Genomic DNA, 13,454 nt, shown 5'->3' with positions numbered 1-13,454 from the left:
TTCTCGTAGACATATTCCGTACGTGCATGGACGAGTTATCTGAACGAGAGACAGGTCCGGGAGCGTTAGTCAGCGACGGGATGTTCCCGTTCACGAGCCTCACGACGGACGAGGCCACCGGCACGACGGCCGCGGCGTTCGACCCCGCAGACAGCGTGCCGAGCATGGCGGTCACGGCGCTGGTCGCCGACCGGAAGGGCGTTGACCCGCGCGACCTGTCGGTGGTCTACGACATCATCGACCCCGACGCGCTGGACATGCTCTTTAGCGACCACCGGGCCGACCTGGCGAACGCCTCCGTCTCCTTCCAGTACGAGGGGTTCGACGTCCGCATCGACCACGGCACCATCTCCATCACCGAGAGCGACTGAGAACGGATTTTAGTCTCCCTCGCTCGGGTCGACCACCTCGCCCGAGGCCGGGTAGACCCCCACCTGGTCACAGAGCCCCGCCAGCGGACACGCGTCAGGGTCGTCCAGACACGCCGGCTGTCTCGCGGTACAGTACTCGCGTCCGAACTGAATCATCGCCGTGTGGCCGAAACCGCACTTCTCTCCCGGCACTGCTCGTTCCAGGTGCTCGCGAACCGTCTCGTGGTCGGCGTCAGCGGGTGCCAGCCCCATCCGGCGCGCGATGCGGTGGACGTGCGTATCGACGGGAAAGACGCCGTCGCGGCCGCCCGAGAAGAGGAGGACACAGTCGGCCGTCTTCGGCCCGACACCGTTCATCGCCAGCAGTCGGTCCCGGACCTCCCCGGGGTCGCCGGTCGTGACGAACGCGTCGAAGCCGTCCGCGCCGCCGTACTCGTCACACACCAGTTGGGCCAGGGCGACGATGCGTTCGGACTTCTGGTTGTACAGGCCGGCCGACGAGATGGTCTCGGCCAGCGTCCCCTGGTCTGCGTCGGCGAGCGAGGCGGCCAGGTCCGCCCCGCCGTAGGCGTCCATCAGGGCCTCGTGCGCCGGCTGACTGGCTTTGTCCGAGGTGTTCTGGCTGAGAATCGTCCGGACCAGGCACTCGAAGGCCGCCTGGCCGCCGTAGGTCTTCTGCCAGTACAGGTCGCCCAGGCGGTCGACGACGGCTTCGGCGCGCGTCTCGCCGGTCCCCGGGTCGAACGCCGTCGGCTCGCCACCGCCCGCCTCGCCGCCGCTGATGTTCCGGTCGGGTTCGGGGTCGTCCATGGCTCGACGGTGGGTCGCGAGCCCCAAAGAGCCGTCTATCGTGCCGACGCCGGCTCAGTCGACAGTGACTCGCAGAGTCATGGTCACGTCGGCCCCATCGGCCAGTGCGGCGACCAGGTCGCGGTCGACGTCGCCGGCGGCGGCGTCGGCCTCGACCATCACCGTCCGGTCGTCGACGTAGTCACTCGTCCGCAGGACGTGGCTCCGGTCGCTCTCGAAGGTCAGGTCCGGGTGGCCTGACCCCGTGACCGTGGCGGTGTGGCCGGCCGCTCGGATGGTCGCTGAGATGGTCGCGTCGGCGTCCCGGCAGGCCGCGACGAATTCCTCGTCGAACTCACAGGGGACCGGATAGGCATCGATACCGAGGATGCAGTCCCCGGCCGGCGTCAGGAAGTCGTCGCTCGTCAGTTCCAGCGTGCTCGCGTGTTCGGCGCTGACGTGTTCGTGCCCCGTCGCGTGGACGGTCGCCTCGAGGTTCATACGCCCCCTCGACGGTCGGGGTACTTCAGCGAGACGACTCGGGGCGACAGACGGTCACCGTCACCGCACCGCACGCACACTCGTAGGCCGCGCGGCGGCCGGCGTCCGTCTCGAACACCAGCGCCGGCTCCGCGAGCGACCGGTCGCAGTCGTGGCCGTCACAGGTCAGCGCCGCGTCGTCGAGTAGCTCCTCGAACATACTCGACCCAAGCGGCCCATGGAATGTGAACCCGAGCCATCCCCGGAGTGAAAGTGAAAGTGGAAAGCGACAGCGGAGTAACTGATATGTCGCCAGCGGACGCCCCACCGAGTATGTCGCTTTCGTGGCGCGCCGCGGCGGTCACCCCCGACGGAGGCCGACCCACGCCCGACGAGTGGGAACCGGTGACGGTCCCAGGTCGGCCGACGCAGTTCGAGGGGGCCGACGCGGTCGCCTACGAGACGACGTTCGACGACCCACGAGGCCCCGACGAGGAGCACGTCCGGCTCGTCCTCCAGGGCACCTACGCACACGCACGCGTCTGGTGTAACGGGGACCAAATCGCGACCCACGACACCTACTTCGCACCACTTCAGATCAGACTCCCCGACGCCGAGCGGTACCGAATCGTCGTCGAGTGTCGCGCCCCCGAGGACCGCTTTGGCGGGTTGCACGCCACCGGCGCGCTCCCGGCGGCGCGCTGTGTCCCCGGTATCTGGTGGCGCGCCGCCGTCGAGACTCGACCGGACCCGTACGTCGCGGACCTGCGCGTCGAGCCACATCTGACCGACGACGGCGCGACGGTCGACGTCGCCGCCGACGTGGTGACGACCGACGCCGTCGACGACCGCATGACGATATCCCTGCGGCCGGAGGGCGCGAGTCGCGGCGGCGGAACGATGTCCCGGTCGCGCGTCACCGCCGAGGGCGGCCGGACGACCGTCTCGCACGCCATCGACCTCCGCGACCCGGCGCTGTGGTGGCCACACGACCGGGGCGAGCAGGCCCGCTACGTGGTCCGGGCCAAGATAGGCGACGACGCACAGTCGGTGACCACGGGCCTGCGGACCGTCGAAGCGGCCGACGGAGGCCTCCGGGTCAACGGCGACCCGGTCCCAGCCCGCGGGGTGACGCTACTGGACCCGACGCCCGAGGACGTCGAGCGCGCCGCGGCGGCGAACGCGAACCTGGTCCGCGTCCGGGCGCAGGGAACGCCGCCGGCGGTCGCGGCGGCCTGTGACCGCCACGGTGTCCTCCTCTGGCAGGACCTCCCGCTGACCGGTCCGGGCTCGTTCGACGCCGAGCGCGGGGCAGACCTCGCGACGTCGCTCGTCGACACCTACGACCACCACCCGTGTCTCGCCGCCGTCGCCGTCCACGACTCGCCCGTCGACCCGTACGCAGCGGGGCTGGGCTCGGGCTTCCTCGACCGACTGCGCTTTCGCTGGCGCGCCTGGCGGGCGGCCTACGACGCGACGGCGGCGACCCGGGTTGCAGCGGCCGTGGAGAGCGTGCCCACGTATCCGGTCGTCGGCCCACCTGGTATCGACCCGGACGCCGTAACCCTGTTCCCCGGCTGGACGTACGGGCAGGCCGGGGACCTCTCGCGGCTCTGTGACCGCTACGGCGTCGGCGACGTCGTCGGCGGGTTCGGGGCCGGGTCGCTCGGTGTTGCGGACCCGGCCGACGAGACGGGGTTCGACCGCGCCGCACACGACCGGCACGTCGACGACGGCCTCGACGCCTCGCAGGCGTACCAGGCCCACGTCGTCCGGGCCGTCGCCGACGGGCTTCGTCGCCGGGGGTCGGATGTCGTCGTCCTCGAAGCGCTGCGTGACGTGGCCGACGCCGGAATGGGCGTCCTGGCCGCCGACGGGACGGCGAAACCGGCGTACGACGCACTCGCCGACGCCTACGAGCCGACGCGGGTCGTCCTCACGGCCCCGACGCCCGGCCCGAGCGACGTGGTCCTCGTCCACGACGGGGCGGCGACCGAGACGGTCACCGTCGAGTGGGACCACGAGGGGAGGCGCGAACAGGCCGAACACACCGTCGGGCCGGGCGGGCGCGTGACCGTCGGGTCGCTCGACCTGTCGGCGGGCGACGAGGTGACGGTGGCCGTCGCTGTCGGGGACGGCGTGGTGAAAGCGGAGTATCAGATACCGAGTGGTATATAGGCGACCACAGTTCTGTGGTAACCCTTCACGCGGTCGCACAGCGGCATGAGAGCCGTTGTCGCGGTATCCTGTGTACCGCAATATTTAAACACAATCCCCCGATAGTATTAGTTACCAGAACGCTTCCGCGTTCAGGCAGTATCGCCTTCCGCCCAACATGAGAGGGAATCCTTATTATTGGCGTCAGCCCCTCATTAGCGGATTCGCTGTCTGTGCAGAAGCGGTGATGGCATAGAGGTTTCAACAATGGCAGACTCGATAGACGAATCAAAGAACGTTGCAGTAACAGAAGAGGACCTTGAGAACAAATCCAAAGGCGAGCTCATCAAGCTCGCCGGCCAGCTCCGCGACCGGCGCAACGAGCTGAACCAGATGGCGTCCGAGCGGGCGTCCGGCCGCGACGACCTGAACGCGAAGACGCGCGAGAAGGTCGACGAGGCCCAGGAACACCGCGAGAAGCGCGACGAGCTCAACGAGCAGGTCCAGGAGCACAAGGACAAGCGAAACGAGCTCAACGCCAAGGCCAACGAGCTGTTCGACAAGGTCGACAAGCTCAAGAACGACCTCGAACTCGACGAGGGCACGTCCGTCGAGGAACTCAAAGAGGAGATCGAGGACCTCGAGTTCAAACAGCAGACCGAGGTGCTCTCCTCCGAGGACGAAAAAGAGCTCATCGAGAAGATCGAGGACAAGCGCGAGAAACTCGCCGAGAAGACGGAGAAGCTCGACCAGAGCGGTGACTTAGAGGAGCTCAAGGCCGAGGCCGAGGAGGTCCGTTCCGAGGCGTCCAAGCACCACAAGAAGGTCACGGAGCTCGCAGACGAGGCACAGAAGCACCACAACCAGATGATCGAGGCCTACCGCGAGGCCGACGAGATCCGCGACGACGCCGACGAGAAACACGAGGAGTTCGTCGAGGCCCAGGAAGCGGCCGACCAGCACCACGAAGACTTCGTCCGCGTCCAGAAGCGCCTGCGCGAACTCGACAAGAAAGAGGAGCAGGAAGAGCGCTCCCAGCGCGAGGAAAAGCAGGAGGCCGCTCGCGAGGAGGCCGAGGAGATCTACCAGAAGTTCAAGGAAGGCGAGACCCTCGACACCGAGGACCTGATGAAGCTGCAGAAGGCCGGCAAGCTGTAACGCCGACGTTTTCTTCTCCCCGTTCTCCACTCCGATAGATGCTTCACTGGCTCTCGCAGTCCGGCCCGCTCGCCCTCCTCCCGACGGCTGTCGGTGGTGTCGTCTTCGGGCTCGCACTCGCGGCGCCCCCGGGGCCGATGAACGCCGTCATCGCCGAGGAGAGCGCGCTCCGTGGGTGGCGCTCGGGGTTCGCCGCCGGCCTCGGCGCGATGGTGGCCGACGCCTGTTTCTTCGTGCTGGCGCTGGCGGGCGTGGCGACGGTGGTCCGGTCGACGCCGGGACTGCAGCGCGCGATGGTCGCCGTCGGCGGCCTCCTGATGCTTTGGTTCGCCTACGGCGCGGTCCGGGACGCGAACGCGCTCTCGTCGGTCGAACCGGCCGACGGCGAGAGTCGCGGGTTCCGGAAGGCGTTCGTGCTGGCGCTGACGAACCCCTATCAGGTCGTCTTCTGGCTCACCGTCGGGGTCGGCCTGCTCGAACCTGGGCAGGTGGACGTCCTTGCCTATCTGCCGGTGGTCGGCGCGGACCTCGCGAACGCACTGGTGGTCCAGACCGGGCACCCGCTGCTGGTCGCTGGGCTGTTCGGGGGAATCGTCCTCTGGATAACGGGGTTCCCGGCGACTATCGTTGCCGCACGGAGACGCGTCGAACGACTCGCGCCGGTCGTGGCGTGGGCGAGCGCGGCCGTGCTGGCCGGCACCGGCGTCCTCTTTCTGGCCCGGGCGCTGGGCCTATGACTCGCCCATGCCGGTCGCGACGTCGTCCAGCGGGTCCTCCTCGGCGGCCATCTCCGCGACCTCGATCTCGAGCCACTCCTGGAACCAGCGGGTGCGCTTCAGCCGCTGGTGGATGAGCGAGTCGGCCGTGTCGCTGACGACGCGCTCGCGGGCGTCCTCCCCGCGTTCGATGACGCGCTCGACCATCTCGGCGGTGTCCATGTGCGTGCGGGCCTCGTAGCCCATCCGCAACAGCATGAGCGCGGTGCCGTTGGCACCGACCTTGTCGAGGATGTCGGCCTCGATGAGACAGCGCGTCTCCAGCGAGAGGTCGTCGAGGTCACCCTGGTAGGAGTGGTCCTCGACGGCGGCACACACCTGGTCGACGAACGAGTCGGGGTAGTCTCCGTGGGCGACGAGGTACTCGCGCGCGATGCGCGCCCCGGCCTCCGCGTGGAGGTCCTGTTCGGCCTCCAGTTTCGCGATGTCGTGGAAGAGGGCCGCGACTCGCGTGACGTCCTCGTTGGCGCCCTCGCGGCGCGCGATCTTCGTCGCGATGTCTACCACGTTGAGGATGTGGTTGAACCGATATTCGGCCGAGTGCCACGGGTACCAGCGCATCCGTCCACCCTCGCCCTCGTTCTCGACGCTCGCGGCGAGGTAGTCGTGGACGAACTCCTGCATCGCCTCGAACTCCTCGTCGGAGATGGGCGACTCTTTAATCTCGATACCCACAACACCACCTCCGTAGAGCGGGTCCAGTAATCATCTTACAGGTAGAAAGGTACGTTCGACTCTTTAGCGTTACGACAATGCGAGTCGGTGACAGACGGGGAGACTCCTCGTCGACCCGTACCCGCGGCGACGAACGGTGGTCTCGGCGGCGGTGAAAAACGGCACTGGGGAAGGCCCCACGAACGCTGGTTGAGCGAGTGAACCGGTATGGTACATACTTGATCACAGACGTGGGAACCACACATGCTCAGACTGACGTCGGCTCGAGACGTCGTACACAGGCGGTCGGAAACTGGCCCTTATTTTTCTTAATTGTCCACCTCCAATCTCGATTACCACTCAAGCGACCACCAATATAAACTTTTTTCTGCAATTCCTGGAAGAGTATCGAGTGTCACCGAGTGTATTAACAGATATAAGGCACCAAGGTTCGACGGGGTGACAGGACTGTACGTTTATGACGGTTGGCGTACAGGAGGGGAATATGAACATCCGAACGGCCGAGCCGGCAGACAGGCCTGCCATCAGAGACGTCGCGCGGCGGTCGCTGCAGGCCTCGTACTCGCTGGGACCACAGGCCATCACCAGCGCCATCGAGGAGTGGTACGACGAGGACCGCCTGGACGAAATCATGGCCGACGAAGACCACACGGTACTGGTCGCCGATCGGGACGGCCAGGTCGTCGCCTTCTCCGAGAGCGTCGTCCCGGGGGACGACACGGGAACGCTGCTGTGGCTGCACGTCGACCCCGCCCACCGCGGGGAGGGTATCGCCTCGGAGCTGTTCGAGGAGACTCGCGACCACCTCACGGACCTCGGTGCCGCGCACCTCGACGGGCGCGTCCTCGCGGACAACGTCGAGGGGAACGCCTTCTACACCGACCGCGGGTTCGACCAGGTCGGGACCGACGAGGTCGAGATCGACGGCCGGACCTACGTCGAGAACATCTACGCGGAGGCCGAACAGTGGGGCCGGGAGCCCATCGAGGCGGACGACGGCCGGACCGTCTACATCGACCACGACAACTCCGAACGCGGGTCTATCGCGCCGTTCAACGTGGTCTTCGTCGACGAGGAGGGGCAGGACCGCTACGGCTACTTCTGTAGCAACTGCAACACCCTCGCCAACTCCATGGACTCGATGGGGCGCATCGAGTGTGACAGCTGCGGGAACGTCCGCAAACCCCTGCGCTGGGACGCTGCCTACCTCTAGTTCCCCGTATCGCGTCTGGACGTCCCTCCGTCGTTGCTGGCGTCACGTGAGCGACCGCGCTTCGCCCGGAGCAGGACCAGCTTGTAGTAGAGGGCGAAGAGGCCCACCGCGACGAGGATGCCGACGACGATGTCCGTGGTGAGGGTTGCCGGTGCTGAGTCGCCGATGACCGATGGGAGCGGTGTCGCATGGAGCATATCTAAAGGTAAGATATCAGTCACTATAACAGACCCCGTGGTTTCTCGCGGACTGGGAATGGGACCCGTTACCATGCGGGTGTGGCGCCCTTACTCGTCGACGGTCGTCGCGGGACCCCCGGCGCCGCCGAAGGCGTCGGCCAGTGAGGCCCGGAACTCGCTGAGTCCCTCGACGTCGGCGCGGAGCGTCTCGACCTCCGCTCGCAGCGTGTCGACGTCGTCGGCGACGTCCGAGACCGACGTCTCGACGGCGTCGATGGTCTCGGCGTTCCCCTCGATCTCCGCCTCGATATCGCTGACGCGGGCCTCGAGCGCCTCGTAATCGGCGCGAAGCGAATCGAGGTCGTCGCCCTGATCGTCGAGACTCGAGTCGAGTCGCGCCACGTCGTCGTCGAGCTGTGTCCGGACGGCGTCGAGGTCGTCCTCGACGGATTGTTGGGCGTCGTCGATGCGGTCCTCGAGTTCGTCGGTCCGGTGCCGGAGCTCCTCACCGAGGTCCTGGTTCGTCTCCCGAATCGTATCGACCTCCTCGGAGACCTCCTCGAGCGCGGTCGCGAGGTCCGCCACCTCCCCGTCGACCCGGTCGATGAACTCCTGGGCCGTGCCTTCCTCGTCCAAGAACGACTCCAGCGCGGTGGTGTACGCCGCGAACTCGTCGACGCGCGCCGAGAGGTAGTCGAGCCGTGTCTCGACACTGCGCGGCGGGGAGTGGGTCTGCCTGGCCTCGCCCGCGCCGTCCGCCGCTCCGGCGTTCCCGGTCCCCTCCTCGTCGGTCTGCCGGATGACGTCTTTCACGGACCCCGACGAGGCGTAGACCCCCTGCTGTCCCGCGCCCGAGGCCCCAGTCGTCGGACCGTCGGCCTGGTCCGGACCGTCGGTGCTGGCAGTGGTCCCGGCTCCGTCCACCTCGGACGGAGGGGCGGTGGCCGTGTCGTCGTCGCCCTCTGTGGCGGGGTTTTCGCCGCCGTCGGTCTGGGCGACCGAGGGCGACGGCGCTGCTGTCTCGACCCGCTCGATTTCCGGCTCGTCGAACGCTACGTCGTCGACGGTATCGGCCAGTTCGATGCCGAAGTCGACGCTGACGGCGTCGTCCTCGACGGGCAGGGCCACCGACACGCGCTGGGGCGTTATCTCCCCGTCGCTCGGCGGGTCGTCCCGCTTGAAGCCGACGCTCTCGACCGGCAGGTCGTCGGGCAACTCCTCGGTGACGTAGACCACGTCCGGCCGCTGACTGATTGACTCGACCTGAATGGTGCCGACGACCCACCCATCCTCTATGGAGAGGGTCCGTTCGACGAGGATTCCGTTCGCAGAGGCGGTTGCCGTTTTGTTGTCAGATATCATAGTTTCGTTGCCAGGTGTATGACACATGTCGCACTATAGTGTTATAAAACTGACTGGAATTATCTATCGCAGGAACGGAGGTCGACACGACCGCGGAACGGGGTAGCAGCGCCGAGAACCAATTATCACCATATACCGGCAGTAGAATGTCTCTGTCCACTATTTTCAAACGGTGAATATGGCCGATTCGATCGATACATATCTGTTTTCGAAAGTGATATTCGCTGGTCTTGACTTGTTTTCTACTTATTTATTACGGATTTTTCTAGAGCGATTCGAACCGGAGAAAGACGGGTCCATTACGCTGCGCGCGACTTCCAGGGTTCGAATCCACCGCCGAGGTGTTTGCCACTCGCGAATTGCTCGGAGCAAAAGTAGTCCCGGGCGGATTCGAACCGCCGTCATAGGCTCCAAAGGCCCATATGATTGGCCACTACACCACGGGACTTCGCTTCGCTCGTCCCGCGTTCACACTGCGGGACAGTATCGAACCCAACCGCCGGAACGCACTTGAACGCTTCGAGACCCGTCAGTCGCTGGTGACCTCGGCCGCGACGTCGAGCAGCCCGCAGACGTCGTCTTCGGCGTCGAAACAGTCCGGACACTGAGGCTCTCGGTCGATGATAGTGTCGAGGCGCTCGGCCACCGTCTCGTCGATGACGCCTTCGAGTTGCTTTGCCTCCATACGGAACTCCTCGACCTCCAGGACTTCGACGAGGAACCGCTCGATGATGCAGTAGTTCTGGAGGGCCTCCCGGGCCTGCTGGATGCCCTCGTCGGTGAGGTCGACCCCCTTGTACTTCTCGTGTTCCAGGAGGCCGCGTGACTCCAGTTTGCCGATCATCTCGTTCGCGCTCGCTGGACTCACGTCGAGGAAGTCGGCGACGGCACCCGTCGAAGCGGGGCCGTCGGCCTGTTGCTGCGCGAGATAGATCGCCTTGAGGTACTGGGCCTGTGTGTTCATCGATAGTCCTCCATGAGTTCGGTGACCGCTTCGACGCCCTCGGCCTCCTCGGCGCGGATGGTCTCGAGGACCGACAGCAGGTGGTCCCGGTCGACGCCGAAGTCGGCGTCGGAGGCCTCGATGGCCCCGATGAGGTCGTCGTAGAACTTGTAGGCGGTCTCCTCGTTGCACAGCTGGTCGTAGAGGATGCCGTCGAAGTCCTGGTCGCTCTCGTACTGGGCCTCGACGAGCGTCTGTATCTCGTCGAACGGGACCGTCTCCGCGTCGAGCTCGTCGATGACGGTCTCCAGCCGTTCGCGGTGCTCGGCGGACTCCGCGACGGCGGCCTCGAGCATCTCGACCACCTCCGCCTCGGCAGTCGCCTCGGCGTGCTTCTCGGCGCGGGCCTCGACGACCTCTTCGAGGACCACGCCGATCTGCAGGAGACGGGCCAGCTGGTGGTCCGACGCGATGGGGGCTCGGAGACTCATCGCGACCACTCCGGCTGGCAGTTACGGGGCGAGACAGTCATGTTCGCTCATCGGGGAGGCGGCGACTTAAGCCGTTCCCTGTCTCTATCGTGACGGATTGTGGCGGCGCGTAGCACACCAGTGCTGGCAGTGGACGCCGGAGAGACGACTGGCCCCGGCTGGGGACACAATCGAAGACAGACCTCGGAGAAATCGCGCCGAGCGACGTTACGCCGTCAGCCGCTCGACGATGAGGTCGTCGAGGTCGTCGCGGAGTTCGTCGACCGCGACCTCCTCTAAGACGGGTACGAAGAAGCCCTCGACGAGCATGTTCTTCGCGCGCTCGGGGTTGACACCGCGAGAGGTCATGTAGAACATGTCCTCCTCGTCGACCTGCCCGACCGTCGCGGAGTGGGAGGCCTCGGTGTCGTGGTTGTTGATGATGAGCTTCGGCGACGCGTCGGCCTCGGACTCCTCGGAGAGCATCAGCGTATTCTCACGCTGATAGGAGGAGGTATCCCAGGCCTCGCGGCCGACGTCCTGGACACCCTCGTACACCGAGCGGGCCTGGTCGTCGAGCACGCCGCGGGTGACGAGGTCGGCGACGGTGTGTTCGGCCTCGTGCCACACTCGGGACGCGATGTCGAAGTGCTGGTCGTTGTGGCCGAAGAACGCGCCGACGATCTGGGACTCTGAGGAGTCACCGAGCAGGCGCGTCTCGACGTTACTCTTCGTCAGGCGCGAGCCGATATTGCCCTCGATCCAGTCGACCGTGGCGTAGGTGCCGGCGTGGCCGCGCTTGACCTGGTAGTTGTAGCTCTCTTCCGAGAGGTTCTGGAGCGTGCCGTACTGGACGTAGGCGTTCTCGCCCGCGACGGCCTCGACGACGCCGGAGTAGTAGCGCGCGCCCTCGACCTCGTCACCGGTGGTCTGGCGTTCCAGGATGGTAACCGAGGAAGACTCCTCGGCGATGACCAGCGTGTAGTTGAACAGCGACTTGCTGTTCATCGTCGTGCGGATCTTCACGTCCTCGGCGTCGACGCCCTCGGGGACGTAGACGACGGTGCCGGCGGAGAACAGCGCGGTCGACAGCGCAGTGAGGTAATCCCGCTGCGGGTCGACGACGCTGCCGAAGTGCTCCTCGATGCGGTCGCCGTGCTCGGCAAGCGCCTCGCTCCACGAGAGCACGTCGACGCCCTCGGCGTCGATGCGGTCTTTCTCCTGGGCGTAGTCGAGCGGGTCGACCAGCGTCTCGTAGTCGAGCGCGTCGAGGTTCGTCCACGTGCGGCCCGGCGTCCGGATGACGTCGGGCATGTCGAGGTCCTCGAGCGCCGCGAGGGCCTCCTTCCGTGTCTCGAGCAGCCAGTCGGGCTCGCCCAAGTCTTCGGAGATCTGTTCGACCTGGCTCTCTGTGAGATTTGCGTGTACCTGCGTACTCATTGTTATCCGAGCGACCCCTCCATCTCCAGTTCGATGAGGCGGTTCAGTTCGACGGCGTACTCGATTGGCAGTTCCTCCGTGATGGGCTCGATGAAGCCGGCGACGATCATCTGCTTGGCGTCGTCGTCGTCCAGGCCGCGGCTCTGGAGGTAGAAGACGTCCTCGTCGCCGATCTTGCCGACGGTCGCCTCGTGGGCGACGTCGACCTTGTTCTCCTGGATCTCCATGTACGGCATCGTGTCCGAGGTTGACTTGTTGTCGAACATCAGCGCGTCACACTCGACGGACGTCGAGGAGTTCTCGGCACCGTCCGAGATGTGGACGAGGCCACGGTAGTTCGTGCGGCCGCCGTCCTTGCTGATGGACTTGGACTCGATGGTGGATTTGGTGTTGGGCGCGTTGTGGTACACCTTCGCGCCGGTGTCGATGTCCTGGCCCTCGCCCGCGAAGGCGATGGTGATGTGGTTGTCCGTCGCGCCCGGCCCCTTGAGGATGGTCGCGGGGTAGAGCATCGTGGCCTTCGAGCCCATGGACCCGGAGACCCACTCCATCGTCCCGTCGGCCTCGACGATAGCGCGCTTGGTGTTGAGGTTGTAGGTGTTCTTCGACCAGTTCTGCACGGTCGAGTACTGGACGTGGGCGTTCTCGCCGACGAACACCTCGACGCCGCCGGAGTGGAGGTTGAACGCGGAGTACTTCGGGGCGGAACAGCCCTCGATGTAGTGGACCTCCGAGTTCTCTTCGGCGATGATGAGCGTGTGCTCGAACTGGCCCATGCCTTCGCTGTTCATGCGGAAGTACGCCTGGACCGGCATCTCGACGGTGGTGTCCTCGGGGATGTAGACAAAGGACCCGCCGGACCACACGGCACCGTGGAGTGCGGCGAACTTGTTGTCGCTCGGGGGGACACACTTCGTCATGAAGTGCTCGCGGACGATATCTTCGTGTTCCTGGACGGCCTTGTCCATGTCACAGAAGATGACGCCCTTCTCCTCCCAGCGCTCCTGCATGTTCTGGTAGACGATCTCCGACTCGTACTGGGCGCCGACGCCCGAAAGGGCGTTCTTCTCGGCTTCCGGGATGCCCAGTTTGTCGAAGGTGTCTTTGATCTCGTCCGGGAGGTCTTCCCAGGACTCCGCGCCGCCACGCGTCTCGATGTCCGGGCGGATGTACGGGACGATCTGTTCGATGTCGACCTCCGAGAGGTCGGGCGCGCCCGGCCAGCCCTCCGGCATCGGCATCTGCTGGAACTGTTCGAGGGCGCGCAGGCGGCGCTCGAGCATCCACTCGGGTTCGTCCTTGTCTTCCGAGATGACCCGGATGGTCTCCTCGGTCAGGCCCTTCTCGGTCTGGAAGGCGGACTTCTCCTCCTTCTTGAATTCGAATCGGGCTTCGGTGTCGGTCTCTTTGAGGTGGTCTTGGTCTGAGCTCATGATTGTGT

Annotated in this window: 15 protein-coding genes and 1 tRNA gene; 5 read left to right on the top strand and 11 right to left on the bottom strand. The window is 65.8% G+C overall.

Features of this window, described 5'->3' with window-relative positions:
* Nucleotides 1–26: 26 nt before the first annotated feature.
* Nucleotides 27–371: a HalOD1 output domain-containing protein gene (locus tag P1L41_RS07555; protein WP_276298249.1), complete on the top strand. Its 345-nt coding sequence runs from the start codon at nt 27–29 to the stop codon at nt 369–371.
* A gap of 9 nt (nt 372–380) precedes the next feature.
* Here P1L41_RS07555 and P1L41_RS07550 read toward each other — a convergent pair whose 3' ends face one another.
* The 3 genes from P1L41_RS07550 to P1L41_RS07540 are packed head-to-tail and all read right to left on the bottom strand — an operon-like array spanning nt 381 to nt 1,860.
* Nucleotides 381–1,181: an endonuclease III domain-containing protein gene (locus P1L41_RS07550; RefSeq protein ID WP_276298248.1), complete on the bottom strand. Its 801-nt coding sequence runs from the start codon at nt 1,179–1,181 to the stop codon at nt 381–383.
* Between the two features lie 54 nt (nt 1,182–1,235).
* Entirely contained in the window at nt 1,236–1,661 is a 426-nt protein-coding gene (locus P1L41_RS07545; RefSeq protein WP_276298247.1) for a DUF371 domain-containing protein, read from the bottom strand.
* A gap of 25 nt (nt 1,662–1,686) precedes the next feature.
* Nucleotides 1,687–1,860, bottom strand: a complete 174-nt coding sequence (locus P1L41_RS07540; RefSeq protein WP_276298246.1) for a hypothetical protein — start codon at nt 1,858–1,860, stop codon at nt 1,687–1,689.
* Between the two features lie 113 nt (nt 1,861–1,973).
* On the opposite strand from P1L41_RS07540, the gene P1L41_RS07535 reads away from it, so the two are divergent.
* The 3 genes from P1L41_RS07535 to P1L41_RS07525 all read left to right on the top strand — a co-directional run bounded on the left by P1L41_RS07535 (nt 1,974) and on the right by P1L41_RS07525 (nt 5,692).
* Nucleotides 1,974–3,818 (top strand): glycoside hydrolase family 2 protein, encoded by a 1,845-nt coding sequence (locus tag P1L41_RS07535; RefSeq protein WP_276298245.1) that lies wholly within the window; start codon nt 1,974–1,976, stop codon nt 3,816–3,818.
* 246 nt (nt 3,819–4,064) lie between these two features.
* On the top strand, nt 4,065–4,955 hold the full coding sequence (locus tag P1L41_RS07530) for a coiled-coil protein (protein ID WP_276298244.1): 891 nt from the start codon (nt 4,065–4,067) through the stop codon (nt 4,953–4,955).
* A 38-nt stretch (nt 4,956–4,993) separates the two neighbouring features.
* Nucleotides 4,994–5,692: a LysE family translocator gene (locus tag P1L41_RS07525; RefSeq protein WP_276298243.1), complete on the top strand. Its 699-nt coding sequence runs from the start codon at nt 4,994–4,996 to the stop codon at nt 5,690–5,692.
* Here P1L41_RS07525 and P1L41_RS07520 read toward each other — a convergent pair.
* Nucleotides 5,687–6,406, bottom strand: a complete 720-nt coding sequence (locus P1L41_RS07520) for an HD domain-containing protein (protein WP_276298242.1) — start codon at nt 6,404–6,406, stop codon at nt 5,687–5,689. The genes P1L41_RS07525 and P1L41_RS07520 overlap by 6 nt on opposite strands.
* A 484-nt stretch (nt 6,407–6,890) precedes the next feature.
* On the opposite strand from P1L41_RS07520, the gene P1L41_RS07515 reads away from it, so the two are divergent.
* On the top strand, nt 6,891–7,619 hold the full coding sequence (locus tag P1L41_RS07515) for a GNAT family N-acetyltransferase (RefSeq protein WP_276298241.1): 729 nt from the start codon (nt 6,891–6,893) through the stop codon (nt 7,617–7,619).
* On the opposite strand, the gene P1L41_RS07510 is transcribed toward P1L41_RS07515, so the two are convergent.
* The 7 genes from P1L41_RS07510 to sufB form a co-directional block, all read right to left on the bottom strand.
* The gene (locus P1L41_RS07510; RefSeq protein ID WP_276298240.1) at nt 7,616–7,816 is read right to left on the bottom strand and encodes a hypothetical protein; all 201 of its coding nucleotides are present in this window, start codon (nt 7,814–7,816) and stop codon (nt 7,616–7,618) included. The genes P1L41_RS07515 and P1L41_RS07510 overlap by 4 nt on opposite strands.
* A gap of 90 nt (nt 7,817–7,906) precedes the next feature.
* Nucleotides 7,907–9,160, bottom strand: coding sequence for a coiled-coil domain-containing protein (locus P1L41_RS07505; protein ID WP_276298239.1), 1,254 nt, complete (start codon nt 9,158–9,160; stop codon nt 7,907–7,909).
* 375 nt (nt 9,161–9,535) lie between these two features.
* A tRNA-Gln gene (locus P1L41_RS07500) sits at nt 9,536–9,608 on the bottom strand.
* A gap of 81 nt (nt 9,609–9,689) precedes the next feature.
* A complete protein-coding gene (locus P1L41_RS07495; protein ID WP_276298238.1) occupies nt 9,690–10,124 on the bottom strand; it encodes a metal-dependent transcriptional regulator in 435 nt (144 codons plus the stop codon).
* The gene (locus P1L41_RS07490; protein WP_276298237.1) at nt 10,121–10,594 is read right to left on the bottom strand and encodes a ferritin-like domain-containing protein; all 474 of its coding nucleotides are present in this window, start codon (nt 10,592–10,594) and stop codon (nt 10,121–10,123) included. Before P1L41_RS07490 ends, P1L41_RS07495 begins: the two co-directional genes overlap by 4 nt.
* Before the next feature lie 207 nt (nt 10,595–10,801).
* Entirely contained in the window at nt 10,802–12,013 is a 1,212-nt protein-coding gene (gene sufD, locus P1L41_RS07485) for a Fe-S cluster assembly protein SufD (RefSeq protein ID WP_276298236.1), read from the bottom strand.
* Nucleotides 12,014–12,015: 2 nt separating this feature from the next.
* Nucleotides 12,016–13,446, bottom strand: coding sequence for a Fe-S cluster assembly protein SufB (sufB, locus tag P1L41_RS07480; RefSeq protein ID WP_276298235.1), 1,431 nt, complete (start codon nt 13,444–13,446; stop codon nt 12,016–12,018).
* Nucleotides 13,447–13,454: the final 8 nt, after the last annotated feature.

Source organism: Haloarcula ordinaria (assembly GCF_029338275.1).
Classification (GTDB): domain Archaea; phylum Halobacteriota; class Halobacteria; order Halobacteriales; family Haloarculaceae; genus Haloarcula; species Haloarcula ordinaria.
The sequence above is the reverse complement of the archived record's forward strand: the minus strand, read 5'-3'. Positions and strand labels throughout refer to the sequence as shown.